The organism is Actinomadura madurae, assembly GCF_047130825.1.
Classification (GTDB): Bacteria; Actinomycetota; Actinomycetes; order Streptosporangiales; family Streptosporangiaceae; genus Spirillospora; species Spirillospora madurae.
This window is the reverse complement of sequence record NZ_CP083237.1, coordinates 2,398,006-2,423,254: the sequence shown is the minus strand read 5'-3', so window position 1 is coordinate 2,423,254 and position 25,249 is coordinate 2,398,006. Positions and strand designations below refer to the sequence as shown.

22 protein-coding genes are annotated in these 25,249 nt (G+C 66.5%); 7 read left to right on the top strand and 15 right to left on the bottom strand.

What is annotated here, in order from left to right; genetic code table 11:
* Window positions 1–10 precede the first annotated feature (10 nt).
* Window positions 11–655: a DUF4352 domain-containing protein gene (locus tag K8Z49_RS11070; protein ID WP_024934748.1), complete on the bottom strand. Its 645-nt coding sequence runs from the start codon at window positions 653–655 to the stop codon at window positions 11–13.
* Between the two features lie 17 nt (window positions 656–672).
* On the bottom strand, window positions 673–1,548 hold the full coding sequence (locus K8Z49_RS11065) for an RNase H family protein (protein ID WP_021592510.1): 876 nt from the start codon (window positions 1,546–1,548) through the stop codon (window positions 673–675).
* Window positions 1,549–1,741: 193 nt separating this feature from the next.
* Between K8Z49_RS11065 and K8Z49_RS11060 the strand changes: the two genes are divergently transcribed.
* Complete coding sequence (locus tag K8Z49_RS11060; protein WP_412518546.1) at window positions 1,742–3,676, top strand: N-6 DNA methylase; 1,935 nt, start codon at window positions 1,742–1,744, stop codon at window positions 3,674–3,676.
* A 41-nt stretch (window positions 3,677–3,717) separates the two neighbouring features.
* Window positions 3,718–5,229 carry a protein kinase domain-containing protein gene (locus tag K8Z49_RS11055; protein ID WP_412518544.1) on the top strand — a complete coding sequence of 504 codons (1,512 nt, stop codon included), beginning with the start codon at window positions 3,718–3,720 and terminating at the stop codon, window positions 5,227–5,229.
* Here the strand turns inward: K8Z49_RS11055 and K8Z49_RS11050 are convergent.
* Window positions 5,207–7,276 (bottom strand): UvrD-helicase domain-containing protein, encoded by a 2,070-nt coding sequence (locus K8Z49_RS11050; RefSeq protein ID WP_412518542.1) that lies wholly within the window; start codon window positions 7,274–7,276, stop codon window positions 5,207–5,209. The genes K8Z49_RS11055 and K8Z49_RS11050 overlap by 23 nt on opposite strands.
* A 371-nt stretch (window positions 7,277–7,647) precedes the next feature.
* Between K8Z49_RS11050 and K8Z49_RS11045 the strand changes: the two genes are divergently transcribed.
* Together K8Z49_RS11045 and K8Z49_RS11040 are read left to right on the top strand one after the other, a co-directional pair.
* Window positions 7,648–8,418 carry a transposase family protein gene (locus K8Z49_RS11045; RefSeq protein WP_412518540.1) on the top strand — a complete coding sequence of 257 codons (771 nt, stop codon included), beginning with the start codon at window positions 7,648–7,650 and terminating at the stop codon, window positions 8,416–8,418.
* Between the two features lie 1,197 nt (window positions 8,419–9,615).
* Entirely contained in the window at window positions 9,616–9,900 is a 285-nt protein-coding gene (locus K8Z49_RS11040) for a hypothetical protein (protein WP_412518538.1), read from the top strand.
* 74 nt (window positions 9,901–9,974) lie between these two features.
* On the opposite strand, the gene K8Z49_RS11035 is transcribed toward K8Z49_RS11040, so the two are convergent.
* From K8Z49_RS11035 to K8Z49_RS11015, 5 genes are all read right to left on the bottom strand, one after another.
* The gene (locus K8Z49_RS11035; protein WP_081842417.1) at window positions 9,975–10,169 is read right to left on the bottom strand and encodes a DUF397 domain-containing protein; all 195 of its coding nucleotides are present in this window, start codon (window positions 10,167–10,169) and stop codon (window positions 9,975–9,977) included.
* Entirely contained in the window at window positions 10,166–11,047 is an 882-nt protein-coding gene (locus tag K8Z49_RS11030; protein WP_412518536.1) for a helix-turn-helix domain-containing protein, read from the bottom strand. Before K8Z49_RS11030 ends, K8Z49_RS11035 begins: the two co-directional genes overlap by 4 nt.
* A 1,000-nt stretch (window positions 11,048–12,047) precedes the next feature.
* The gene (locus K8Z49_RS11025) at window positions 12,048–12,536 is read right to left on the bottom strand and encodes a hypothetical protein (RefSeq protein WP_412518534.1); all 489 of its coding nucleotides are present in this window, start codon (window positions 12,534–12,536) and stop codon (window positions 12,048–12,050) included.
* The gene (locus tag K8Z49_RS11020; RefSeq protein ID WP_152563911.1) at window positions 12,536–12,985 is read right to left on the bottom strand and encodes a hypothetical protein; all 450 of its coding nucleotides are present in this window, start codon (window positions 12,983–12,985) and stop codon (window positions 12,536–12,538) included. The genes K8Z49_RS11025 and K8Z49_RS11020 overlap by 1 nt, the downstream gene beginning before the upstream one ends.
* Window positions 12,972–15,038 carry a hypothetical protein gene (locus tag K8Z49_RS11015; protein WP_412518532.1) on the bottom strand — a complete coding sequence of 689 codons (2,067 nt, stop codon included), beginning with the start codon at window positions 15,036–15,038 and terminating at the stop codon, window positions 12,972–12,974. Before K8Z49_RS11015 ends, K8Z49_RS11020 begins: the two co-directional genes overlap by 14 nt.
* A gap of 856 nt (window positions 15,039–15,894) precedes the next feature.
* On the opposite strand from K8Z49_RS11015, the gene K8Z49_RS11010 reads away from it, so the two are divergent.
* A complete protein-coding gene (locus tag K8Z49_RS11010) occupies window positions 15,895–16,101 on the top strand; it encodes a hypothetical protein (RefSeq protein ID WP_412518530.1) in 207 nt (68 codons plus the stop codon).
* A 695-nt stretch (window positions 16,102–16,796) separates the two neighbouring features.
* On the opposite strand, the gene K8Z49_RS11005 is transcribed toward K8Z49_RS11010, so the two are convergent.
* Both K8Z49_RS11005 and K8Z49_RS11000 read right to left on the bottom strand, forming a co-directional pair.
* Window positions 16,797–17,327, bottom strand: coding sequence for a hypothetical protein (locus K8Z49_RS11005; protein WP_021592521.1), 531 nt, complete (start codon window positions 17,325–17,327; stop codon window positions 16,797–16,799).
* Between the two features lie 4 nt (window positions 17,328–17,331).
* Window positions 17,332–17,727 carry a hypothetical protein gene (locus K8Z49_RS11000; RefSeq protein ID WP_021592522.1) on the bottom strand — a complete coding sequence of 132 codons (396 nt, stop codon included), beginning with the start codon at window positions 17,725–17,727 and terminating at the stop codon, window positions 17,332–17,334.
* Window positions 17,728–18,105: 378 nt separating this feature from the next.
* Here K8Z49_RS11000 and K8Z49_RS10995 point away from each other — a divergent pair, with 378 nt between their 5' ends.
* The gene (locus K8Z49_RS10995; RefSeq protein WP_412518527.1) at window positions 18,106–18,531 is read left to right on the top strand and encodes an ATP-binding protein; all 426 of its coding nucleotides are present in this window, start codon (window positions 18,106–18,108) and stop codon (window positions 18,529–18,531) included.
* Complete coding sequence (locus K8Z49_RS10990) at window positions 18,528–19,094, top strand: hypothetical protein (protein WP_412518525.1); 567 nt, start codon at window positions 18,528–18,530, stop codon at window positions 19,092–19,094. Before K8Z49_RS10995 ends, K8Z49_RS10990 begins: the two co-directional genes overlap by 4 nt.
* A 98-nt stretch (window positions 19,095–19,192) precedes the next feature.
* Here the strand turns inward: K8Z49_RS10990 and K8Z49_RS10985 are convergent, their stop codons facing one another.
* The 5 genes from K8Z49_RS10985 to K8Z49_RS10965 all read right to left on the bottom strand — a co-directional run bounded on the left by K8Z49_RS10985 (window position 19,193) and on the right by K8Z49_RS10965 (window position 25,191).
* Window positions 19,193–19,699, bottom strand: coding sequence for a hypothetical protein (locus K8Z49_RS10985; protein WP_412518523.1), 507 nt, complete (start codon window positions 19,697–19,699; stop codon window positions 19,193–19,195).
* Window positions 19,699–20,145, bottom strand: coding sequence for a hypothetical protein (locus K8Z49_RS10980; protein WP_412518521.1), 447 nt, complete (start codon window positions 20,143–20,145; stop codon window positions 19,699–19,701). The genes K8Z49_RS10985 and K8Z49_RS10980 overlap by 1 nt, the downstream gene beginning before the upstream one ends.
* Window positions 20,132–22,039, bottom strand: coding sequence for a hypothetical protein (locus K8Z49_RS10975; protein ID WP_412518519.1), 1,908 nt, complete (start codon window positions 22,037–22,039; stop codon window positions 20,132–20,134). Before K8Z49_RS10975 ends, K8Z49_RS10980 begins: the two co-directional genes overlap by 14 nt.
* 787 nt (window positions 22,040–22,826) lie before the next feature.
* Window positions 22,827–23,378 carry a dihydrofolate reductase family protein gene (locus tag K8Z49_RS10970; protein WP_412518517.1) on the bottom strand — a complete coding sequence of 184 codons (552 nt, stop codon included), beginning with the start codon at window positions 23,376–23,378 and terminating at the stop codon, window positions 22,827–22,829.
* Window positions 23,379–23,538: 160 nt separating this feature from the next.
* A complete protein-coding gene (locus K8Z49_RS10965) occupies window positions 23,539–25,191 on the bottom strand; it encodes an alkaline phosphatase D family protein (protein WP_412518515.1) in 1,653 nt (550 codons plus the stop codon).
* Window positions 25,192–25,249: the final 58 nt, after the last annotated feature.

Below are 25,249 nucleotides of genomic sequence, written 5' to 3'. Positions count from 1 at the left end.
GTGCGCCCCGTCATTTTCCGCCGAGGGGGACGGTGACGCCGCCGGAGAACATCGAGTCGTGCAGGTCGATGGCCTTGAGCCTCGTGCCGCGCGGGACGTCGTAGATGAGGATGCCCTTGACCGAGTTTCCCGGGTTGATCTGCTGAAGGAACGACTTGGAGTCCTTGTCGGTCCACAGCGACGCCTCTGGGTCGGCCTCGAATTTGCGGCTCTTCGTGTCGATGAGGGTTTGGTTGTGATGGGTGAAGGTCCGGGCCTTGTTCCCGATGTTCTTCACGGTCACGTAGATGAAGACGAACTGGCCCTGCGCGGTGTCGCCGACGTATTCGTCACCGACCTTCTTCACGCCCTTCTTGACCTTGGTGACGGTGAAGGCGAACTTGCCGTCCCGGTACTCGCGGCCGATCCCGTTGGTGACCGGCTTCGTCGACGCCTTCTTCTCCCCGCCCTTCGTCTGCGCGGCCGGTGTGGAGGACGACGAGGACGTCGTGGACGGCGAGCCGGACGAGGAGGCCACGACCGCGACGCAGGATCCCATCAGGACCAGTCCCGCGATGCCGCCGAAGACCGCATAGAGGCAGCCCTTTCCGCGCTTCCTGGGCGGAGGCCCGTAGCCCGGCATGGCCGGCGGAACGGGGCGCTGTCCGTAAGTCATGTTCTTCTCCGTTGTCTTCAGGCGGCGATATCGCCGCGGTCGCTGTCGTGCCAGGCGCGGAGGAACGCCTCGACGAGGCCCTCCGCGCGGGAACGGGAATCGAAGTTCTCGGTGACGCGGCGCCGGGCGATGGACGCCAGGGAGTCCGCGGTCTCGTTGAGCGGGTGGCCGGAATGGCCGCGGACGTGTTCCAGGCGCAGGCCGGGACGGCCCGCGACCCCCTTCGCCAGCCGGACGAGGGCGGGTGGGCCGGAGCGGCGGGGACGCAGGTCGTAGCCGTCCGGCATCCGGGCGGTCTCGCCGCGCCGCCACGCCCGCAGGAGGCGCAGCGCGGACAGGCTGTCGACGAGCAGCGTCAGCTCGGGACCGTCCCCGACGCGGTCGAGCAGGAGGGCCACCGCGCGCAGCTCGCTGACCAGGACCTTCCGGGGCCCGGTCGGGTCCTGCGGCCCGAACGTCCAGCCGCGCATGCCCCACCGGCCGTCGCTGACGACATAGCCGAGCCCGCAGGTGCCGCGCTTCCAGCTCGCGTCGGTCGCGGCGACGAGGGCGCCCGGGTACCCGTCCCAGCCGGATACCCGCCCCTGTACCGGCGTCCGGACGCCGCGCGCGGCGGGTCGCGGCACCTGCGGGCAGTTCGGGTGGTGCGCCCCGGTGTCGATGTAGTGCTCGGCCTCGGTGAGGAGCATCTCCGCGATGGCGGCGTCGCCGTGCCGGACGGCGGCGAAGCACAGCCGCAGCAGCCGGCGCGCGACTCCGCAGCAGGCGCACATCCCGGCCCGGGTCGCGCACGCCCGCAAGCGCTGGATCCGCGGGCCGAGGCCGTTGGGGGGCATCGCGTCTCGGGCGTCGTCGAACTCGTGCAGCGCCATCGTCGGGACATGCATGGCCATCGACCCGCTCTCATCCGGGGGAGGTTCGATACACAGGGAACCACAGAGAATACTGTGAACGCAATCAACCTACAAATCTCGGATCATAGTGAGTTGTGCGGTGGTCTGGGCGTGGCGTAGCGTGAATCAGATCAACCGGCACTGCAGGCGCTAGGGTGTGGTCAGCGTGCTCGTCGGCTGATGGGAGTGAAGGGTGCCGAACGATGCGACGGTGACCGCGGCGGACATCGCCCGCCTGGCCGCGGTGGGACGTGCCGCCGTGAGCAACTGGCGCCGCCGTCACGACGACTTCCCCCAGCCGGTCGGCGGGACGGCCGCCAGCCCGACGTTCTCCCTCGCCGAGGTGGAGGACTGGCTGCGCGGCCAGGGGAAACTGGCCGACTCGCCCGTCCGCGAGCGCGTCTGGCAGACCCTCCGGTCGGCGGCCGGCGAGGACGCCGACCTCGCCGACGTGCTCACCTTCGCCGGCGCCTGCCTCGTCCGGCTGCGCGACGAACCTGGACGTGACCTGAGCGACGCCGCGGACGGCGAACTGCCCGACGGCCCGAAGGGCCTACCCCGCGCCTCGATCGCGCGCGCCCTTTCCCAGCTGGTGGACGAACTGGGCGTCGCGGAGACGTTCGAGTTCCTCCGCACCCGCTACCTGGAGCACCACAGCCGCCGCGTGTACCTGACACCGGAGCCGGTCGCGCGGCTGATGCTCGAACTCGGCGGCCCTGCCCGGACCGTCCTCGACCCTGCCTGCGGGACGGGCACCTACCTGAACCTGGCCGCCGAGCTGTTCGGTGACGCCGAGCAGCTCCTCGGACAGGAGATCGACGAGACAACCGCGCGCATGTCCGGCATCCAGTTGGCGCTGCGCGGCGCCCCTGCGGAGGTCTCCGCGGGCGATTCACTGCTCGCGGACGCCTTCCCCGGCCGGACGGTCGATCTGGTCGTCTGCAATCCGCCCTTCAACGACCGTGGCTGGGGCTACGAGGAACTGACCGGCGACCCCCGCTGGGAGTACGGGCTTCCACCGCGCATGGAATCGGAGCTGGCGTGGCTGCAACACGGTCTCGCCCATGTCCGTCCTGGGGGGCACGTCGTCCTGCTCATGCCCCCGGCCGTCGCCAACCGCCGTTCTGGACGGCGCGTCCGTGCGGAACTCCTTCGCCGGGGAGCGCTGCGCGCCGTTATAGGGCTGCCCTCCGGTGCCGTGCCGAACATGGCCGTCGCACTGACCGTGTGGGTTCTTCGCCGTCCCTCCCATGGGGACCAGCCCGCGGACGATGTGCTGATGGTCGACACGTCGTCCGACCCGGAGAACTACCGGAAAACGGCGCTGGACGCTTGGCGCCGCTACACGAAGGGCAAGTCCGACCGGACGGAATCAAGCGTCGTCGTGCGCATCATCGATCTGCTGGACGACGAGGTCGATCTCATCCCTGCCCGCTACCTCCCCCAGCGGAGCACGCCCACATCGGAAGATTCGTTCGCAGCAGTCCGCGAGCAACTAGAGCAGAAAGCCGCGGACCTGCCTCGGACGGTCGCGTCCCTATCGGCCCTGAGGAACGTTCAGGCACCGGGGGAAATCCCCATGACGACGGTGGGGGAGCTGGCCAAAGGCGGAGTACTGCAGATCTTCCGCCCGCCGTCCAAGGCACGCGTGGGTGAAGGCACCGAACCGATCCTGACGCTAGAGGACGTCGCCGAAGGCAGGTCCGCCACGGGAAGGACCGCTCCCGACCCTGAGCACGTCCGGACATCGCCCGGCGACATCGTCGTCTCCCTCGCCGCGCGCCATCCGGTCGCCCGGGTCCTGGAGGAAGGGGGCGCCGCCCTCGGCCCCGGCCTGGCCCTGGTAAAGGTCGACACCACGCGCGCCGATCCCCATTTCGTCGGCGGCTGGCTGCTGCTCGGCGCACAGGGCGCCCGGCTCCGCAGCTCCACCTCCTCGGCCCGCTTCGACGTCCGCCGCGCCCGGCTGCCCCGCCTCACCCTGGACGAACAGGCCGAACTCGGACAGGCGTTCCGCACGCTCACCGACCTGGAGGACGCCCTCCGCACGACCCGCGACCTGGGCGCCGAGGTGCTGCGCCTCGGCCTCGAAGGGCTCGGCGCGGGGACGCTCCGGCCGTTCGGCTGACGGCGGTACGCTGCGGTCACACCGGGCAGCGGAGGTGGGAGTTGCGGCGCGGCGATCTCCTCGGGGAGCGCGATCGGTACGAGCTCGATCAAGCGATCGGGCGCGGCGGCATGGGAGAAGTGTGGCGCGCCTACGACCGGTTCCTGGACCGGCGCCTCGCGGTGAAGTTCACCCGCGTCACGGACGAGTCGCTCGTCGGGCGGTTCGAGCAGGAGGCCCGTAGCACGGCCTGGTTCGAGCACCCCGGCGTCCCGACCGTCTACGACTTCGGAAGCCACAACGGCTGCTTCTACCTGGTGATGCAGTACGTCGAGGGCACGACGATCGACCACGTCCTCGACGCGGAGGACAACCTGTCCATCTCGTGGGCCGCGCTGATAGCCGCCCAGGTGTGCGCAGTACTGAACGTCGCGCATCGCCGCCCGCTGGTGCACCGCGACCTCAAGCCCAGCAACCTGATGCTGTGCCCAGACGGAGCGGTCAAGGTCCTCGATTTCGGCGCCGCGGTGGGTCTCGGGCCCGGTGACGTACGGCGAACCACAACCGGCCTCGGCGCGCCCTACACGCCGGGCTACACGGCCATGGAGCAGGTGTACGGCAGTCCAGGCCCCCAGAGCGACCTGTACTCGCTCGGTTGTGTGCTCTACGAGATGCTCACCGGCTGCCTAGTATTCCCAGGTGCCACGCCCTACGAGGTACTGCGCCGCCATGAGGACGAGCCCCCGACCCCGCCACGCGTGCTGCGTCCAGACATCCCGCTCGGTTTGGACGCGCTCGTCCTGCAGCTTCTCGCCAAGCAGCCCGGGGAACGTCCCGCAAACGCAGACGAGGTGTACCAACGTCTGCTGCAGTTCGTATCCTCCCTCGCACCTCTGCCAGGAATCGTCGACACCATCGCCCCGCAGCACCACTACGCAGCGGCCATCAGCCGAATCCGCCTAACGGGCAAGGCCTCCTCGGCCCGCGTAGAGGCCCATGGGGAGCTGCCTACACCGGACGAGGTCGTCCAAGCGCGCGCGGAAGCCGCCGACCTGGCCGGCGAAGGCCGGTACACCCAGGCGGCGGAAATCCTCTCCGACCTGACCGAACCGACCCGCCTCGCCCTGGGGGAGGAGGACGCCGAGTACATGGGGCTGCGCCTCGACCTGGCCGATGTGCTTTTCAAAGGCGGCGACTACCGGCGAGCCGTCCACGCCTACCGCGCCGCCGCCGTGACCCTGGCCGAGTGGTACGGCCCGGACGACAAGCACGTCCTCGACTGCCGCGAACAGGAGGCCGCCTCCCTCGCCCACCTCGGCGACACCGCCACGGCCCTCGCCCACCTGCGGGAACTCCTCGAGGAACTCCACACCGACAACCCCTATGACGCGCTCACCCTGCGCATCCGCGAACGAATAGGCCGCCTCGACCTGGCCGCGGGCGAAACGGATCAGGCCCGCAAAGAACTCACCGAACTCCTGGCCGACCTAACAGGCCTCTACGGCGACGACCATCCGCAGATCCCCGGCCTCCGCACACTGCTCGACGACCTCAATCAGGCAGGAACGGGCTAGGCGCACCCGCATAAGACACGTACAGGTGGTCGCGCGCCCGCGTGCACGCGACGAACAACAGGCACCGCTCCTTCTGGACGTCCTGCGCATGTGCCTTGGCGTCCTCGCCCTCCGGAGTGATGGCCTTCGCCGACGGCAGCGACTTCTCATCGGCCCCGATGACGGCGATGCAACGGAATTCCAGCCCCTTCATCTTGTGCATCGTCCCGACCTGGACGCCCGCGGACTTGTTGGGCACCTGGAACGCCGAAATGCCCTCCTCCTTCAGCCGCCGCGCGGCCTTCCGCATCACCCACACGTACCGAGTCGCGACCCCGATCGCGCCGGGCTCCACACCGGCGTCGACCCACATCCGCACCTGCGCGACGAGACCGTCCAATTCGGCGTCCGAATCCGGATAGTCCTTGACGACCGGCCGCCGCCCATGCATCGGCGACCGATATCCGTCCAACGTGTCGGCCGAGTCATCGAGGCCTTGAGCCGGCGTGAGCCCAAGCAACGGCACCGCCCAGGCCAGGATCTCCTGCGTGGTCCGGTAATTGACCTTCAGCTTCGTGCTGCGCCCCCGCACATTGATGCCCAAGCTCGCCAGCGAAACATGACTGTCGTAAATCCGCTGATGCGGGTCCCCGACGATGAACAGATCATCCGGCCCTTCCGCGACGAGCCGCCGCAGAAGCCGCCACTGCGCCGTGTAAATGTCCTGCGCCTCGTCGATGATCACATGGTCGTACTCCGGACCGTCCACCAGATCGGCGGCCTCGTTGGCGAGTTGATGGAACGTCGACTTCCCCTCGGCCGCCAGCCCGTCCACCACATGCCGGATGGCACGCCACACCACCGACCGCTGCGCCTTCCCGAGCGGAACCCCGCGCCCCCTCCGCGTACACGCGAGATAGTCCTCCTCACTCTCCAGCCCTTGAGCGAGGATAATCTGCTCCCATTCCCGCTCCAGGAACGCCGGCGAGAACGGCGTCCCCTCCGCCGCCTCCTCCCACAGCGGATTGAGAACGTCTGCCCCCGCGATCCCCGGCCGGTGGTGCCGCCCCACGATTCCATACGAGACCGAATCGACGTTCTTCACCTGAATCCTGCCGCGGATCTCGGCATCGTCCACGAGCAATGCGAGTTGCTTCTCCAACGCCTCCGCCAGATTCCGGGTGAACGTCGTCAGCAGAACCCGCCCGCCCTTGGCCGCGAGGACCTTCGCCCGATGCAGCGCCGTGACGGTCTTCCCCGTCCCGGCCCCGCCCGTCACCTGGGCAGGCCCGCTGTAGGACGGCCGCAGCGCCACCCGGCTCTGCGCCGGATGCAGGAAGATCCGCCAGGTGTCGAAGGGATGCGCCAGAATATCCCGCAACTCCTCCGGCCCATTGACGAAGACGACCTGACCAGGCGTCCGCCGCATCGCCGTCACCAGGTCATCAGGATCGACGGTCGCGGGCTTCTCCTCCACAACCGAGTATTTCGCGACCTCCTCCCACGCCTGCTGCACGCTCATCCCGTCCGAGAGCGCGAGCAACGCGGTGTACTGCGGCTCCGGGAGGAACTTCTCCAGGGCCTGCAGATGCGCGTCCTCGGTCAGCAGCCGGACAAGCGGAATGATGTCCTTGTCGATTCCGAGCCGCACCAAATCCTTCTCGAAGACATGCCCGAGCAGCCGAAAGACCGTCCCCTCCGCAGCCTTCTCCAACGCGGGCGAGATTTCGTCCAACGCCGCCTGGTCCCGGACCTCCAGCACACCGATCGCCTGGTTGACCGAGAACTTCCTGCTCCGCGCCCACGCAATGGCATCATCGTGTGCCATCACAGCGAGCAAGCAGTACACATCGCCTTTCTCCGGTGCCAGCACCACCCCACGCCAGAACTGGTCGATTCGAACCGTCCGGATCCGAGAGTCCTTGGCATTGTTCAGCTTCTCCAGATGCAACCCGGCATGCGTATGCTCGCCGAACTTCGCGATCGCCGCCTCGACACCCTTGCGCACCTTCGGCTCCAGCTTGGCGTACTGCGGCATGAACGAGTTCGCAATAGCCAGCTGAGCCACCCCGCACCACCCTTTCACCGAGCCTGACACCCCGTCAGGCTCGAACATCATAAGAGCGTCCCGCCCCCAAGAATGATTGAACACCCCCAAACCGGCGTCCGCCTCCGGACAACCACGGGATCAGCACGGGATCCGCTCTACCTCTCTCGCGAAATGCTGGTTACCCAGCGCCTCCGGAACGCGTCAACTGAGGGGACGGAGGATGGACGTCTTCGGCGCGACGCGGGTCCTGCACTGAGCCTTTTTCAGCGGCAGTTCCGTGTGTGCTGATCACAGCATGATCGCGGACGGCGTGGGCGGTGCCGAACGTCAAGAAGCCCCTGGTAGGACGGTTGATCTCTCACAACCCCCGTCCCCACCAGAGGCTCTACATGCTTTTGTACCGTGCTTCGCTGCCGTTGTCGCGCCGGACCCTGGCCTACGCCACCGGAGTGGTCCGCCGCCACCGCCAGGCCATCGGCAGCAAAGGCCGCGTCCTGCCACCGGGCATGCAGGCCTTGATGACCTTGGTCTACCTGCGCAAAGGCGAGACCTACGCCGAACTGGGCGCCGGATTCGCCGTCTCCACCACTACCGCGTGGCGCTACGTCAACGAGACCGTCGACATGTTGGCCGCCCGCGCGCCCAAACTCGGCCCTGCGCTGGCCGGAGCGGTTAATACCGGCCTGCCGTACCTGGTGCTGGATGGAACCTTGATCTCGATCGACCGGGTCGCCGCCGACCGGCCGTATTACTCGGGAAAGCATCGCCGCCATGGCATGAACCTCCAGGTCATTGCCGCACCGGACGGGGCTCTGGTGTGGGTGTCGGGACCGCTGCGCGGCTCGGTCCACGACTTGGCGGCGGCCCGGATCTGGGGTGTCATCCGGGCGCTGGCGGCCACCGGGCTGCTGGTGCTGGCCGATAAGGCGTACCAGGGCGCCGGCGCGCACATCCTCACGCCCTACAAGGGACGCGACAAGCCCGAGCCGCAAAAGGACGCCAACCGCGCACACGCCAAGCTCCGCGGGCCCGGCGAACGCGCGAACGCCCAGCTCAAGTCATGGAGAATCTTGCGGCAGCTGCGCTGCTGCCCCCACCGCGCCGGGCGCCTCGCCAAAGCCATCCACACTCTGCAACTCCGCGAGACCACATCACGCTGAAAAGGGTTCACTGCCTCGTACTGGACGAACCGCACACCCACCGGAACCGGCAGGGTGCGTGGCGATGTCCCTCCGCCGCCTCAAGGACACCTGCGCCGCCACGACCTCAAGTGCGTCTGGACGCCAATGACGACCTCGACCAGCGCGACCATCGCGGAGGCCCAGGAGAAGATGGCCAAGATGGCGACCCACCTACTGGGCACGAAGGTGAAGCCGGAGCGGCTGATCGGCGAGACAACCTCCACCGTGCTGCGCGCGACGGCGATCCGAGCCCGGAGGTCCTCCGCGAGGGCACCAAGGCCGCGCTCACCAGGACGCCCTGCGGCTGTGCGGCCCTGTCCGGCGACCCTCTGGTCCGGCTGGATCGAAACGGCCTTCGGCCTCGCCCGGGTGAACGCGGAGACCGCCTAATCTGCCGCCGGCCCCGCACGCTAACAAGCGCCGCCGAGGAACGCGCCGCGCTCACCGGCGAGTCGAGCGCCCGCTGCGAGAAGGCAACCTCCCACGCCCTCCAGCAGGCATCGCGTGAACGAGACCCCAAGACCGGCTGGCCGCTGTTCGCGTTCCGCCTGCACCAGCTCCTCACCAGTGACGACACCGTCTACGTCGTCGGGAGAACGAGGCCGAGCGCCGTCTCACCAGCCAGTACCAGGTGAGCGTGCCCGGCCGCCGGGACAAGCCTGCTCCCACTCACGTTCTGCCGCGAGTGCGGGCAGGAGACCCTAGTCGTCACCCGCACTAGGAGGTCGACGCCGCGCCAGGATCAGGATGCCGCCGATGGCGACAACGCCAACGGCTACTTCTACGTCAGCGCCACCCACCCCCTGGCCCGTCGAGGACCCCATGGAAGCGGGCCGCTTCCCCAACGCCTGGTTCGACACCGACGAGGGCGGCGCCCCTACGTCTTGCCGCGGCTGCGCGACCCGTCCCCAGTGAGGTCTGGCTCGGCGCGGACGGCGGCGAACGCGCGCCCGGCGAAGCACTCCGCGCCGCCCACATCGGCAGCCCGTTCCGCTTCTACCTGCGCTGCCGCGCGTCCTACGCGCAGACGCGCGGCAGCGACTTCGCCAAGCCTGCCTCCTACGCCTTCCAGGGACGCAGTGCCACCGTTTCCGTGATCAGCCCCAGCATCGTCCGGAGCCCGAAGAGAGTCGGCAGGCTGGAGCCAATCGCTTCCTGGATCGTGTAGGTACCCCATTGACGGGCGCAGACCGGGTAAATACCTATCCGGTGTTCGCTGAAGCGACGAGAACCGATTTGGATGCCGCGTACTTCCACCTGTACGGCGTCGGCCGAAATAGTGTCGGCTACGTCATGGACAGCTTCGGAGCGTTCCAGCGCAACGATCCCGAACGGCTTGCCCGGCCGAGGGTACTGATCCTGGACGTCTACGACGCGATGGCGGGGGCCGTGGAGACAGGGGAGCCGTACAGGACGATCCTCGATTCGCCTCCAAGAGAAGGATCGCGTCACCCGGAATGAGTGTGGACGCTCTCAGGACGCCACCAGCCCAGAAACGCGAAGGTTCGCTCCCAAGCCCAATGGCGTGTGGGTGGTCAGTGCTTCTGCGTCCGAATCTCGTGGAGGAGGGTTCGCCACTCTGCCCTAGTGAATTCCAGGACCGGACTGTTGCCGTGAAGCTTGGTGTCACGGACGGCGATCGTGCCCTCGGGCGCTTGGCCTACTTCAACGCAGTGGCCATTGGGCTCGCTGTGACGAGACTTCCGCCAGTTGTGGAACTGTTTGGTCATATTCTCGATCCTGCCTGGTCGGTGAGCCGGTTGGCCACCTGGGTCAGGAAGGCGATGCTGTCCTGCGTTGACAGGGCGGCCTCCCGGAGGCGGTCATATATCCCGGTATACCGTGCCACCTCGCCGCGCTGCGTAAGAACTAGGTCAGTGGTGACGGTGTCGACGATCGCGATGGGTTGGTCGCCTGGTTCGTCGAAGGTGTAGAGATAGAACGACGACTTCGGGAGGAAGCCTCCCGGGACACGGGCGTTGTGCATCAGTACACGGACTGTGATCCGCTCAGCCTCTGAGGCTGTTGTGACCAGGTGCCGGAGTTGGGCGGCCATCGCCTCGGGTGGTACCGCCAGCCGGTGAATCACGCACTCGTCCAGGATGGTCTCGTAGGTCGGTCCTTCCGGCCTGAGTAGTTCCTCCTGTCGACGTTCGCGGGCTTCGGCCATCCGGTCTGGTTGGTAGTCGAGCGTCCCTTGGCTGTCATCGAGACTGACGAGAGCTTGGATGAACGAGCGGCACTGTAGAGCGCCTGGCATCGCCGTCTGGTCGTAGTTGCGGACGGTCGCAGCGTTGTACTCAAGGTCGGCCGCTACCTTCTGACGGGGGCCCACGGTCATGCCGTACCGGTCCCACCAGCCCTTCTGTGCGGCTTCGCGGGCGAGCTGGCAAACCCGGTCGTACTGGCTGCCGGTGATTTCGAGCGCGTCGAGGATGTCCATGATCTCCGTCAGGTCCGGGCGGCGCTGGGCGTTCTCCAGCCGGGAGATCTTCGCGCGGTTGTAGAACATGAGGCCGGCTAGACCATCGGCCGTGAGACCACGACTCTCACGAAGCTTGCGGATCTCGGCCGCCAACTGACGACGGCGCACGTAGGGGCTCGGCATGACCGTCCTCTCGATATCGCGTCGGACACGATCTGCATTGATCGCTAACGCAGTGTTATCAACAATCTCTGGGTAAGCGTACGGTCACCCTCGGACAAGAGTGCGACTCGCACATCGAAAACCAGTACGCTCCCGACATTCGCACATACAAATTCCGCACGTGCAACTTCCATATGCTTAATTTGTCTAAAAAGTCAGGATTCAAAGCCTGCAATTGGCGGCCTTCCGGACTTGTCGTGCAAGCTATCGATATCGACAGATGTCCACACCTCATCCGCAGACGCCGGGATGTTGGATCCGGAAGACGCACTCAGCGCCCTCCGAATGACGTCGGCCGACTTTTCTAAGAAGGAGTCTGCATTCCACAGATCAACCATTGCGAGGCGACACCTTTCATACTCGGTCGCGCGGTGCCGCTCGCACGTCCGGAGATTCGTCTAATATCGATCCATAGGCGGGTGAAGCTGTCTAGGTGGCGTGGGCTTGCTGCCGCACACTTCGGGTGAACCCACGACCGGCCGGGCGATAAACCCTGGACTCACACCCCTAGCCCGAACCCGCCCACGCGGTTTCACAAGAAAGAGATGGTGTGGAGCTTCGGCGGTTTCCCATCCTGCCGGTTCCTTGTGACACCGGAAGCGGCAACGGACTCCCGGAAACACCGTGGCAATGCGCACGGCCACGGTCCATGGGAAGCCTGTAACGGACTTCGTTCGGCGTGCCGGCGATGAGCAGACGCAATGACCGCACCCGGCCACTGGATTTGTGTAATAGGCGCTTCGCCCGCCAGGAGGATCAGCGATATTTGCCCCGGTCCACTGGTTACCGCGGCGGACCTTGAGGCGGCCCGCATTTTCCGCGGGCCCAAGGAAGCACGTGGCCTATCCGGTCTTCCGGCTAGCGCGACCACAGGGGTGCCAGCGTCGATGAGTAAGCCACCATGAGCCGTCCGAACGGTCCCGCAGACGGGACCAGTTCGCCAGGTTTCGAGAACCGCTCGTTACGCGGATGACGTGCTCTGCCGCATGGCAAGCCATTGCTCTGTGTAGGCGGTGGCATCTTCGATGAACTGCTCTAGACCGGCCCGGTCGAAGTCGGCTTCAGCGACGAGGTGCAACAAGATATAGATTTCGGCATCCAGAACGGCCGTCAAGTCGCTCGGCACATCGCCCTTGAGAAGGGGAGCGTCAACGGCTCGCCGAACCAGGTCTTCAGCGACGAGGGGGTTGATCAGATCCGCATCGTCTTCAGCATTAATCCGCAGATCGGCAACGAAGCGAACGATCCCACCGACGGTGTAGGTCGGAGAAAATATCCGGCGCACCGCAAGGCTGAAAGCTCCGTAGAGCAGCGCCATGTAACCGGCAGCGGTCTCGTCGTCCTTCTGCATCCTGGCCTGTAGGGGCGCCCATGCTTTCGGACCCTTCAACAGGAATGCCCGCAGCGCCAGTATGTGCTCCTCGCCGACCTTAATTCGAGAGTAATCCATCAATCGATCAACTCGTCAGCATCTGTTCGGATCTTTCTCAGAAAACCGTCCAGCTCCAAGTCGTTCAACTTTGCGTCGCCGATTAGAGCTGCCAGCAAGATAATTTGATGTTGGATGACAGTGTCTGTAGCGATGTCGGAAATCGACGCGCCTTGGTCGAGTGCATGGAAGATCATACGTTCGGCAATGTCCGGTCTTACCGCGTCAGGTGTTTCGTCTGTCCTCTCTCGTATGGAAGCGACGAAGTCGATAACCCTGTCCGGGTTCGTCACGTGGTTATCAACGATAAAGCGCCGCTCGACTGCTTCGAAGAAGCCTGCAGCGAGAAGCGCCGAATATCCGACGTTGGCCTGTGAGCGGTCAAGTTGATCTAGAAGCTCTCGATGCTTTTCGCCCTCACCCTTGAGTAGTGCGCGAAGGGCGGCTACCTGATCGTCAGTTACTGGCACTATCTCTTCCTCGCCTCTCGTTTATCTTTTGAGTTGTCCAGTGTGTGGCTCGCCCGGCCAAAATCGCTGCGCCGAGTATGCCAATAGCTGCACTTCCAACTTTCACTGGGGCCTGTGGGGAAGGTCCCATTGTAATGTCGGTATCGCGGACAGTGCTTGGATGACCTGTCGGCGGTTTGGCATTGAGAGCGTCTATTGCTGGACCAACGGCCTTCTTGCCAACATTGACGATGTCGTCGGATTTCCTCATTCCCTCCTTGAGGAGCTCTCTCCTGCGAGATGGACGCTCCGGTTCACTCGGATTTTCGTCAGCGGGGTCGGTTTCGGGGCTGCCAACCTCGCCGCGTCCTCGGGTGCCGATATCGTCGCGCGTCGGCCCGTTGTGAGGAGTGAGCGGCTCGGACTGCCAGCGGGGAACCTCCGAGTTGGGCTCGTCAGTCTCGCGTGGTCGATTGGATCCGTTGTTGATCCCTCTTGCTTCTTCAAGTGTGAGGAGGCGGTTTCCGTTCGGGTTGTATGGACCAAAATGGGTGAGTGAGTTGAAGTTTGGGGTGGTGGCCTCGGCGGTTTCTATGCTCTCGGTATTACTACCACGCTCGGCGTCTTGTTCGCCCTGTCGTTCCGACGTCTCCTGTTCGCGGTCTGCCGCTTCTTGAGGGCGAGCGGCGTTGTCGGTGGTGCGCTGCTCGCCGAGTTGCTCCGGAGGTCGCTCGGTCTCTTGAGGCTGGGACGTCCGGCCGTCGGTGGTCCTTTCTCCATCCGGGATCTGCGGGGTCTGTTCGGAGTCACCGGCCGGTTTGGCGGCACGCTCATGGGCTTGGGGTTCACCGGGCGTGACTTCTTGTCCGCCTTCCTTCGAGCCGAAGGGCTGTTCGGTGTTCTCCCCTGTCCGTTCGTGGTAGAGCTGGGGGCCTTCAGCGTCGGGCTTTCCGGGGGCCTGCGGGTCCTGCTCGGCGGTCCGCGGTGCCTCTGAGACCGGGGACTCGGGAGGATTCTGGTCCGCCACCGGGCCGCCCGCGTCCTGCTGCTCTTGACCGGTGCTTTGAGCCTGCCGCGTGTCGGACTCCTGCTGGAACGGTTCGCGGGCTCGGGCCAGGCTTTCCAAGCGGGACGGCTGGTCGGGGGAGCCGGGGTTGTCGGCCGGCAGGGTGTACTGACGCTCGGACGGCGTCCGATTTTCGGCGGTCTCGCCGTGGACGTCGGTCTGCCCTTGCGAAGTGCCGTCTGTGGGTCGGCCTGGATCGCCAGACTCGGGTGTGCCCTGACTAGTGACAGTTCTCCCCGCGTCCTGTTCCTGCACGGTCTCGGGCCTGCCGTTCACGCCGTTAGCCGTGCCGTCGCTCGTGGTCTGGGCTGTGGCGGGTTGGACGTCACGCTCCTGGGTCGGCCGGTCAGTGGTGCTGGAGGTCTCGCTCTGCTGCGTGCCGTTCCATTGGGCGGGTTCGCGGGCGCGGGCGAGGCTTTCGATGCGGGACGGCTGGTTCGGGGAGCCGGGGTTGTCGGCGGGCAGGGTGTACTGGCGCCTGGCCGAGTCGGGTCTGTCGGCGGTTTCGGCACGGCTGTCGGTCCGCTGTTCGGGGGACTGGCCGACGGGTTGCCCGCGGTCGTCGGATCCCCCAATTTCCGGCTTGTCCTCGGCCGTGGTGCCCTTGCTCTCGGAACGTGGGTCCTCGTCGCGGCGTCCCTGCGATCCGGCCTCGCCGGTCTCGGAGGCACCCTTGCCCTTGTCCCGCTCGTCCGTGCCCTGGCCGGTGCTCTCGGCCTCGTTCTGGCCGGGTGGTCCCGTTTCCTGGCTGTCGTTGCCGTTCTGGGACGACTCAGTCGTCTCGCCGTCACGTTGATCGGCGGGTTGGCCGACGCTTTCCTTCACCTCGTTTTGCTGCGCGCCGTTCTGTTGGGCAGGTTCGCGGGCGCGGGCGAGGCTTTCGGCGCGGGACGGCTGGCCGGGGGAGCCGGGTTTGTCGGCGGGCAGGCTGTTCTGCTGTTCGGACGGGCCGGGTTTGTCGGTGGTCTCTGTGCGGGTGTCGGTCCCGCCGGTGTGGTCCACGCCCACGCTCGCAGCCCTTCCTCTGGGGGAGACGGGCCGTTCGGTCAGGGCAACGCTCGGACGGCACGCCGGGCATGGACCTTGACGCGCGGGGCTGACGTCGCGGTCACGCCGGGTCCCTATGTAATCGCGCACGCGCGAACTTTGCACGTGCCGACATTGGAATTCCAGCGCCTGACATGCGTCTCACATAGAACAGCGGCCATGGAGTCGTTACTTCGCCCAGACTCGGACACTATTGCTTGTCAATCAATGGAGCCTCCATCGATGATTCAAGCGATACGAAATTGCCCCGTTTATCCGTATCTCACATCAGGTGAGCTATTCGGGCTGTGCTCGACCGTCCGGCGGCAACTCGCTCCCTGACTCGTGGCGCCGCACGCCACGGCCGACCGTTCTCCGGCTCACGCAGGCGGTGCAGCCGACGCCGGTCGCTGCGCCTTCCGAACGGCGGGACAACAGACGGTGACTCAAGACCACCGTGCGGCGCTGCTGCGAGACCTGTGCGACCACGGTCACGCCAGCGACTACGGGACCGCTGCGAGCATGCCGGACGGAACGGCGACCGCATCGAGAACACAGCCCACCATCCCCTCGTCTGCTGGCGTCGACCCGGGCGCCGTGTTCCTCCGACGGGCTCCGGCCGCCCCGCCCACGAACGGTGGGGGGACGTCGACGTTGCTCCTGGAATCCGCCGGATGCGCTGCAGGGGGCAGGTGTTGGACGACGTACAGCCAGCGGCTCGTCGACCGAGCCGGTGAGCGGGCTTAGCGGGGCCGCCTCCGCACCACTTTGCCCGGTACCGGGCTGGAAGCGGCGAAGTACTTGGTGTGCCCGATACGGACGGGCCTGCGTACCTTTGATGACTCACCGGACCGACGCAGTCGCGGAGAGGGCGTTCGCCGCCGTGCCGATGCTGGCGAGCCGCGATCCGTTGGCCGACCATGTGGGGCTCCGCTACGGCGAGTTCTCCGACTGGATCTTCGTCGCCGTCCCGGATCTGGAAGCCCGCTGGCGGGAGATTTCCGGCGCTGGGCGCATGCCGCCGGGAGGCAGTTCCGGTGGGTGAGCATCAGCTGCAGAAGGGCAGGATGGCTGAACAAGCGCGACCGCAAATTGTGGCCGACAGGACTGGGCCGCGCCGCCCTGGACGAGTGCCCGGACCCCGTCTTCTTTTACGACGTGGCGCTCAAGGCGTGCCTGTACTGGAGCCGGAACAAGGACCGGTTCGAGCCCGCCTCCGAGTATGCCGAAGCCCTCCCAGGAGTGCAGTGGGCGCCGGTGGCGGACGTGGCGTCCGAAGCCGGCGTCGATCCCACGGCACTCGTCCGGCCGCTCCAAGGCCACCGGCCGGAAGGATGGCACCGGCTGCTCGCTGATGACGGCGCCCTGCCGCGCAAAGCGCATCGCACCGAGCTGGAACGCGCGGAGTGGCTCCGCCTCCTGGACGACGACTCCGTTCCGTACCGGATAGCGGTCGCCGACCCGCGGCTCCTGGTCGTCCCAGGCGACGAAGAGGATGTGTGGTCGCGGCGCGCGTGGTTAATCCGCGCGTCGGACGTCCTCGCGGGCGACCTGATTCGCAACCTGTGGCTCCCCGAGGGCCGGTGTCCCCTGGCCGTGTCCAGGCTGCGCGACCTACCGCCCGGCGCGCCGGGCGGTAGGTCGCAGTCGCACGTTCGGCGGGCACTCGCTCGTCGTGAACATCGGGCTCGGGACGCCGAGTCACACCGGCCGGGAGGACGACGGCACCGGGCGGGACGGTCACGACCGGCGCAGGCGCTCCATGAGCTCGGGCGGGACGGGGACCGGCAGCGCGTCCACGTCGAACTCGCGCCCGTCGACGACCTGCGCGGCCTCGGCGATCAGCGAGTCCACGCCGTCCTCGTCCAGGCCGGCCTCGTCCACGAGGTGGAAGAGGACGGCGTACAGAGCGGCCACCATGTCTTCCGGGGGCGCACCGAAAGGTGGCGCCTCCCCGAGCGCTGGGTCCTCAAGGAGCATGCGGATGGTCTTCTCGATGACGAGCGCGCCGAGCGCCTTCGGGTCGTCGAGCGCCACCCGCACGCGGGCCACGAACCGGATCACGTCCGCGAGCGTGTAGGCGGGCGCGAACCGGCGGTGAAGCATGGTCGCAGTCGCGAACGTCAGGAGCGCAGAAAAACCCATCGGATTGGGGTCGGCGTCCAGGGATTCGCCATGGTCGCGCTCGAAGTCGTCCGCGCTGTCCAGGAGCAGCCCGCGCACGGCATCCCGGTGGATGTCATCGATGGTGATCTTCAACTTACCGGTCATCCGGTCACCATTCCTCGGCGTCGCGGCGGGCTGTGGCGAGAAGGCGGTCGAGGGCGCCGCCCGGCGGGAGGTCCCCAGCCAGGTGCATGAGAATCGCGATCAGATGGCTGTTCTTGGTGGCGCCGTCGATGTCGCCGATCTCGCCGCGTCCGAGCGTGTACGCGATCATCTGCTCTGCCACGGACGGGTCGATGTCGTCGAGGAGGTGGAGGTTCTCCGCGCGCATGTCCGCGACGAACTCGATGATGGCGGCGTCACCTTCCCGGGCAAAGTGCCGGTCGACGGCCTCGAAGAAGGCGCTGAACAGCAGGCGGGCGAATCCCTCGATGTCGTCCTCCGACTCGATCTGCTTCGACAGCTCCCGGTAGTCCTCGTTGCGGCGGGTCAGCAGCGCACGCACCGCGGCGACGTGGAGACCCGTTATCGGAATTCTATGCTCGCTGGCATCAGGGGACCCCAAGGTGCACCTCAGATCGTTTTCCGGATCGAATTCGCGACTTTTATACCACGGCTGCTTTCTGTTCGACCCGGCTTTGAGAATGGCGCTCGAATTAAATTCGGCCGCCCGATAATTGTTCGTCCGGCTGACCGGCGTGTGAATCTTGCACGTGCGAGATTCGGGTCTGTGAGCACCGTGCGTGCCGATCCGCTTCCCAAGTCCCTGAACCGCGGATTCGTTGTGACCGAGTGGCGACTTCCTGTGACGATTGACGTGCGGACCAGGAGTGACCCGAGTGATCCGCAACGTCTGTCCGTCCACGACCGTGAGGTGTCACCGATGTCCCCGACCGTGCTACCGGCAGTCCCGCCCGCGCCGCTGCGGTGGCGGCGCTCCTTCCCCGGCGGGCCCGAGCAGGCCCGCAACGTCCGGCGGTTCGTCGGCTGCCTCCTGGACGGCTGCCCGTTCCTCGACGACGTCCTGCTCGCCGCCGACGAACTGGTCGTCAACGCCCTGCGGCACACCAAGTCCGGTCAGGACGGCGGCTTCTTCACGGTCGAGGTCGCGCATGACGGCGCCCTGGTCGCCGTCACCGTCGCCGACCAGGGCGGCCCCGGTGAGCCCACCGTCACCGACGCCGGCGAGTTGGCCGAGTCCGGACGAGGGCTGCGCACCGTCTCCCTCACCGCCGCGAGCTGGGGCTGGCACGGCAACGGCGAGGGCCGCACCGTCACCGCCGTGTTCGCGGGGGAGTGGGCCGCATGACCGCGCCGGCCTCCTGGACGCACGACCAGGTCCATCGGCGCGTCCACGCCGCGATGACCGCCGCCATGCGCGCCGACGTCCACGCCATCGACGCGGCACTCGTCCAGAACGGAGTCCTTGACCCCTACAGCCGCGATTTCGTCGCCGAGTCGCGTCGCCTGGTACTCGCCTGCACGGCCGCGCTCACCTGCGTGCTCTCCGCGCACCGCCCTGGCGAGGACCCGCACGGCCGCGAGATCTGCCGAGGCTGCGGCACCCGCGGCTGCCGCACCTTGCGCGGCGTCGCCGACGTCCTCACCGCCTACACGGTCCGCCCTTGCGGCGTCGACCGCGCCGAGGCGTGGCGCCGCGCCGACGCCCACTTCACCCGCGGCGCCCGCCCCGTCCCGGTCATCGTCGAGGAGTTCCCGGACGGCTTCATCACCCGCGCCGCCGACGCCCCCGCCGACGACCCGGCTCCACTGCTGATCGTCGACCGCCACACCGGCGCCCTCAGCCGCTGGTCCCGCATGCCCCACCCCACCCTCATCCGCGAATACACCGCCTACCGCGCCGCCCATTGAGAGCGTCCAGCTCCCTCCGGTGGCAGAGAGCGTTGCCAGCAACGGTGGTCATCGCGGAACACTGACCAGACTCGACCTACGGAGATAGGTATGGGGTGTCAGGACCGTTGACCAGACGAGTCGACGGACTCGCTCTGCCGGGCGTCCAGCCACATCTTGGTGTATGCCGTGGTCTCGTCGATGAACTGCTCTAGGCCTGCACGGTCGAATTCGGCCTCGGCGATGAGGTACAGCAGGATGATGACCTGGGCGTGCAGTACGGTCGACGGGTCGTCCGGTACATCGCCCTTCAGCGGTGCCGCGTCGACGGCGCGGCGGATCATGTCCTCGGCGACGAGCGTGTTGATCAAGTGAGCGTCTTCTTCGGCCTTGATCCGCAGGTCGGCGACGAAGCGAACGATGTCACCCACGGTGTAGGTCGGTGAGAACCTCCGCCGCACCGCGACTTCAAATGCCCCCAAAAGCAATGACATGTACCCGGCCGCAGTCTCGTCGTCCACTTGCATCTTGTCCTGCAAGGGGATCCATGCTTCCGGGCCATCCAGTAGAAAGGACCGCAGGGCAAGGATGTTCTCTTCTCGAATTTCGACCGCAGAATAGTCCATTATTCAAGCAATTCGTCGGCGAGGGAACGTGCGTCGGCCAAAAAGGAGTCTAGCTCTGCTTCGGTGAACTGACTTTCGCTCACCAGGGTTGCGATGATTACGATCTGATGCCCGAGTTTGAGGTCCTCCGAGGCCTCCACCATCTCGCCTTTGCCGAGCAGATGAAGGATCATGCTTTCGGCGATTTGCGGGTCAATGATGTCGGGCATTTCGTCGTCCGTTTCTCGCACCTGTGCGACAAAATCGACAACTTCGCCCTTGTCGGCGACCTTACCGTCCCGTATGAAACGGCGCTCTGCGGCTTCGATAAAAGCCGCAGCGATCAGGGCTGAGTAGCCCACATTTGCTTCTGCTGGATCTAGCTCCCTCAGCAGTCTGCGATGCTCTTCCAGCTTGCCTTGAAGCTGCGCACGCAGTGTGGCAACTTGCTCGTCAGTTACGGGCATCGCTTCTTCCCTTCATGCGTCGTACCGCCTTGATTCCAAGGCGAGCCATCTCCGTGGTGAATACTACTGTGCCCAGGACTCCTATGGTCGCATCTCCAACCTTTGCGGGCTGGTCAAGCGACTTTATGTGATCGTCGATGACGCGGACCCCGCAAAGTTGTCCGGTCGGTTTTACGCGTTCGAGCTTCTTATGGGCAGGATCGGTGAACTTTTCTGCGATGTCCTTCGTGTCATCTGTTTTAGTGATCAACGTGCGGTACAGTTCACGCGGACGCGATTGCCGTTCGGGGTCGGATTCCTGGTAGTCGCGGAGTTCGGGGTCGTCTTCGGGGTTGCGAGGCTCGGCGCGGCTCGGCGCGTCGTCTTCGATGTCGAAGCGTCTCTCCTGGACGAAGTTGCCATCGCTGTCGCGCTGCAGGGTGATTCTTGCGCGATATGGGTTTGGCTCCGGTTCCGGCAGATTCTCTTCATGGGTACCTAGTTCTCTGCCAGGTTCTTCTGTTTCGCCGGTTTGGGGCGGGTCGCGGTCGGGAGGATTGTTGCCTGTGAAGGGGGCGGGAAGGTCTGGCTCCTCGGCTTTCTTATCATGGTCGCGGGTTTCGGTGGGTGAGGATGGGGCATCGTGTGCAGGGCGTTGGTCTGCTGGGGCGTCCCGAGTCTCGTCTTCTGTAAAAGAGATCGGTTCCGGCTGCTGCTCCTGTGGCCTGGTCCCATGCTCCGGGGACTCTGCGGGGATGGTGGCCGTCTCGGGAGTTGTTGGTTGCGGGGCCGCGTCGGTGGTTACTGCGGTGAGCTTGTCTGTGCCTGGGAGTTGCTCAGCCTGTGGTGGTGTTTCGGGGGTCTCCGGCTTTGGGTCCTTCTCCTGCGAAGGCTTGGTCTCCGAGTTGCTGGTGCCGTCCTGGTCTTTGGGTATCTGTCCAGTGGCCCGGTCGGTGTCGCTCGGGGAGTTAGTGGTGGGCTGCTCGCTGGCCGGGATGTCGTCGTCCCGTTGGTTTGCTTGTCCGTCCTGCTCGGCCTGTGGTCGTGTCTCGCCGAACTCAGGTTCTGGTTTTTCCCCTGCGTTGCCTGTGTTCTGGTCGTCTGTGAGGGCGCGCAGATTGCCGGTTTCGCTGGTCTTGGTGTTGTCGCTTTCGGGCACTGATGGGGCGGGCTTGTCCTGCGGTTTGGTCTCGTCGGCCTGGAGCCCGCCTGCGTCGGTCGCCGGCTTGCCGTCTCGGGGTTCTGGTGGCGCAGCGTTTTCGTCCGTCTTCTTGGACGATGATTGATCGGTGCTGGGCGCCGGTGGGTCGCGCAAGTCCCAGCCGGCGTTCTGGAGGCTTTCGCGGCGGGTCATCGGCTTGGACGGCTCAGGGGCCTCGGTGGGCGGCTTGCCGGAGTCGTCTGCGCGGGGCTTGTCGCCGAACTCGGTGCGGCTGTCCTTGTCGCCGAGAGGCTCTGTGTTCTTGGCCGCTTCGCCGTTCCGCTCGCTGGTCGACTGCGGTTCGGCGTTGGCCTTCGGGTGTCGCTCCCCAGGCTCGGTCGTCCGAGGTTCCCCCTTGCCCTCGTCCCGTGGCGCTGCCTCGCCGGTTTCGGGCTTCGGGCGGCCGGGCTCGCTCTTGCCGTCACCAGGCTGGGAGCCAGTCTCCGATCCGGTCCCCTTCTCGGTCTTGGGGGCGGCGGAGGCGCTCTCTTCGCTCGATCCGGTCGAGGAGGACTCGTTGCTTTTCTGTCCGCGTTCGCTGCTGCTTTCCTGCTGGCCGTTGACGTTCCAGCCTGCGGCCTTGAGGCTCTCGATGCGGGACTGCTGCCCGGGTGATCCGGGATTGTCGGGCGGTGGTCCACTGGCGCTATCAGGCTTTGTGGGCTTGTCCCCGGTTTCGGGACCCTTGTCTGATCCGCCGTGTTCCACGCCCACGCTCGCTGCCCTTTCGTCGAGGGGAAGCGGACCACCATCAGGGCATCGGTCGGACGGGCCGCCAGGCGTGGCCCCTGACGTGCGGGGCTGACATCGGGAGCACGCCGATCCCCTATGAAATCGCGCACGTCCGAACTTTGCACGTGCGGGCGTCGAGTGCTCGACGCCTGGTCTGCGTATCGCGCGAGTCTGCCGCTTAAAGGACGTGGATTCGTATACTGAGCGTCCTATGACGTGCTGATCCATGCTTTGGGCGCGAGAAGTTGAGGAATATGGAAATGTCTACTTTGTCTGAGTATGTAATTGGAGTCGCTGGTCGAGCGGTGCACGAGCGCTCTTCGGCAACTTCCCTTTCTGACTCCAGACGGATCGTCGTGGGCCCAGCCAGGTAGTTAGAAGCAGGGCCCGCGTCCCGGTGACCTCGGCGCATCCGCGGTGTGTAACTCACGCTGTCCACGTACACTCCGCCGGGCATTGCCAGCAGATCCCGCGGTCCTGGCGGCTCTGCTTCCGCACTCGCGGGCACGTGGCCCGCGTGTGTCTCCATAAGTCCGCTTTCGTGGTGTTTGGCCGTCAGGTCACCAGGGTTTCAAGGCTGGGCGTTCGTCCTCCGGCGACCGGGCAATGTCTCGGGCCCGTCCAGTACCTCTTCACGGACGGCTTGCACCCGGCATCGTCGTTCTCCCTCCCCGCGCGTCCATGCATGGAAGGCTCGGGAGCGATTGCCAGGTGCCCGCGCGCCTCAGGGCCTCCGTCGATGCAGACCGCTCACAGCCGAGTATCGGTGTCAGATCGGCTGGTAGTGGAGGATGATCACGCCTGAGTCGTAGCGGCTTACGTCGGTGAGGTGGAACTTGGCCTCGGGTGCGTGGTGTGCGATGAGGTCGCTTGGCGCGGGGCTGCCGCAGAAGAGTGGGTGCAGCCACAGTTGCATCTCGTCGAGCAGGCCCTCGCGGAGCAGAACTCCCGTCAGGGGGCCGAATCCGTACTGGACGACGTCCTGCCCCGGCTGCTCCTTCAGGCCCCGGAGCATGCCGGGGAAGTCGCCGACCTTGCTGACCGTGGTGTTGTTCCAGCTCGGGTCGGTCAGCGTGTCGGACGCGACGTACTTCGGCAGGGTGTTCATGCGGTCGGCCATGCCGGTCTCGTCGCTCATCTTCGGCCAGGAGTCGGCGAAGACCTCGTAGGTCCGCCGGCCCATGATGATCGCGTCGGCGCCGAACAGCAGGTCGTGCGCGTGCTGGGCGGCGTCCTCGCTGCGGTAGCCGAACGTCCAGTTCTGGGGCTCGTGGACGACGCCGTCGAGCGATATGTAGGTCGAGTTGATGACACGTCGCATGGTGGTCTCCTCCGGTCGGTGTATCGGAACACTCGCGTTGTTCCGATCGTGTTCCAGCGGGACGGCCGGGGGCATCCGTGCCGCCACCGATGTACCACTGATCCACCACGGACATGCGCGTCCGGCACCGGCCGGTGAGCAGGCCGGTGCCGGACAGCGGTCAGAACTGGTCGTCGTCCACGTCGTAGCGGCGCGCGGACGAACTGAGGGTCTGCCGTGTGTCCTGTTGGTCGACCACCGTGATTCCTGGACGTCCCGCCTCGACCTGGAAGCGCGCGGCCGTGGTCACCGTCGTTCCGCTCGTGGACCAGACGGTGCTGACGGTGCGGAGCGAGGCCAGCAGCCGGGACGGGCTGACGTCGCAGACGACGTATCCGCGCTGGTTGCCGATGTACTTCCAATGCGGGCTCTCGGCCATGATCGGGTCGTAGGTCCGGTGGAAGGCGGCGGGGTCGGAGTCGCCGCCGGAGCTGATCGACGTCCCGGTGATCTCCGCGCCGACGACGGGGGACGCGGGGTCGCCGAACTCGGGTTTCAGGTCGCAGACCCAGGTGGCGTGCCGGTCACCGGTGAGCACGACCGGGTTCGCCGTCCGGCCGGAGCCGAAGAACTCCAGCATGCGCCGGCGCTGCGCGCGGTAGCCGTCCCAGTTGTCGAAGTCGTAGACCTCTTCGGGGCCGGCCATGCGGTCGTTGGACGCCCACATCACCTGGTTGGCCAGCAGGTTCCAGCGCGTGCCGGATCGGGACATGCCGTCCACCAGCCACTTCTCCTGGGCGGCGCCGGTCATGGTGCGGGCGGGGTCCTCGGCCTCGGCGAGCGTGGCGGGCTGGTCGCTGCGGTACTGGCGGGTGTCGAGGACGTGGACGGTGGCGAGCCGGCCGAAGGCGAGCCTGCGGTGCAGCCGCAAGTCGATGCCGCGCGGGCGGGTGGACCGGCGGAGGGGCATGTGCTCGTAGTACGCCTGGAACGCGGCGGTGCGGCGGGCCAGGAACGCGGTGTGCGTCTGCTGGTCCGGGTCCTGGGGGATCTCGTCGGCCCAGTTGTTGTCGAGCTCGTGGTCGTCCCACGTCGTGATCCAGGGGAAGGCGGCGTGCGCGGCCTGCAGGTTCGTGTCGGTTTTGTACTGCGCGTGCCGGTTGCGGTAATCGGTGAGCGTGTAGGGCTCGTCGGTGCCCTCGTGGGCGCGGACGGTCGTGGTCCGCGGGACGGATTCGTAGATGTAGTCGCCGAGGAAGGCGACGAACGCCAGGTCCTCCTGCGCCAAATGGTGGTAGGCGGTGAAATAGCCGTCCTGCCAGTTCTGGCAGGACGCGAAGGCGAACTTCAGCCGCCGGTTGACGGCCCCGTGCGATGGCGCCGTGCGGCTGCGGCCGGTGGGCGACAGCTCGCCGCCGGCCCGGAACCGGTAGAAGTACTCGCGGTCGGGGCGCAGGTCGCCGACCTCCGCGTGCACCGCGTGTCCCTGGCCGGGACGCGCCGTCTCGGTGCCGCTCGCGCGGATCCGGCGGAAGCGCTCGTCCTCGGCGACCTGCCACGCCACCGGGACGGGACGGTCGGGCATGCCGCCGCCGTCGACGGGACGCGGCGCCAGCCGCGTCCACAACACGAAGCCGTCGGGCGACGGGTCACCGGACGCCACCCCGAGTGTGAACAGGCCACGCGGCAACGGGACGCCGCCGTACGAGCGGACCGCGGCGAGCGCTCCGTCCTGCTCCAGCAGCGCGGGGCCCAGCAGGACGTGGCCGGCGGCCAGCGCTGATGCCGCTCCACCGGTGGCGAGGAACCGGCGGCGAGGAAACTGCTCCGACATACACCCTCCCTTTGATCGACACAGGAGGATGGCTCGGCGGTGGTTAACGGAGGCAGGC

What these genes read in the sequence shown, in the direction of transcription:
- K8Z49_RS11035 (WP_081842417.1), bottom strand. Translation starts at nt 10,169, where the DNA reads ATGACCAAACAGTTCCACAACTGGCGGAAGTCTCGTCACAGCGAGCCC.
- K8Z49_RS11025 (WP_412518534.1), bottom strand. Translation starts at nt 12,536, where the DNA reads ATGGATTACTCTCGAATTAAGGTCGGCGAGGAGCACATACTGGCGCTG.
- K8Z49_RS10995 (WP_412518527.1), top strand. Translation starts at nt 18,106, where the DNA reads ATGTCCCCGACCGTGCTACCGGCAGTCCCGCCCGCGCCGCTGCGGTGG.
- K8Z49_RS11065 (WP_021592510.1), bottom strand. Translation starts at nt 1,548, where the DNA reads ATGGCCATGCATGTCCCGACGATGGCGCTGCACGAGTTCGACGACGCC.
- K8Z49_RS10970 (WP_412518517.1), bottom strand. Translation starts at nt 23,378, where the DNA reads ATGCGACGTGTCATCAACTCGACCTACATATCGCTCGACGGCGTCGTC.
- K8Z49_RS11010 (WP_412518530.1), top strand. Translation starts at nt 15,895, where the DNA reads ATGACTCACCGGACCGACGCAGTCGCGGAGAGGGCGTTCGCCGCCGTG.
- K8Z49_RS11005 (WP_021592521.1), bottom strand. Translation starts at nt 17,327, where the DNA reads ATGACCGGTAAGTTGAAGATCACCATCGATGACATCCACCGGGATGCC.
- K8Z49_RS10980 (WP_412518521.1), bottom strand. Translation starts at nt 20,145, where the DNA reads ATGCCCGTAACTGACGAGCAAGTTGCCACACTGCGTGCGCAGCTTCAA.
- K8Z49_RS11070 (WP_024934748.1), bottom strand. Translation starts at nt 655, where the DNA reads ATGACTTACGGACAGCGCCCCGTTCCGCCGGCCATGCCGGGCTACGGG.
- K8Z49_RS10990 (WP_412518525.1), top strand. Translation starts at nt 18,528, where the DNA reads ATGACCGCGCCGGCCTCCTGGACGCACGACCAGGTCCATCGGCGCGTC.
- K8Z49_RS10985 (WP_412518523.1), bottom strand. Translation starts at nt 19,699, where the DNA reads ATGGACTATTCTGCGGTCGAAATTCGAGAAGAGAACATCCTTGCCCTG.
- K8Z49_RS10965 (WP_412518515.1), bottom strand. Translation starts at nt 25,191, where the DNA reads ATGTCGGAGCAGTTTCCTCGCCGCCGGTTCCTCGCCACCGGTGGAGCG.
- K8Z49_RS11030 (WP_412518536.1), bottom strand. Translation starts at nt 11,047, where the DNA reads ATGCCGAGCCCCTACGTGCGCCGTCGTCAGTTGGCGGCCGAGATCCGC.
- K8Z49_RS11045 (WP_412518540.1), top strand. Translation starts at nt 7,648, where the DNA reads ATGCTTTTGTACCGTGCTTCGCTGCCGTTGTCGCGCCGGACCCTGGCC.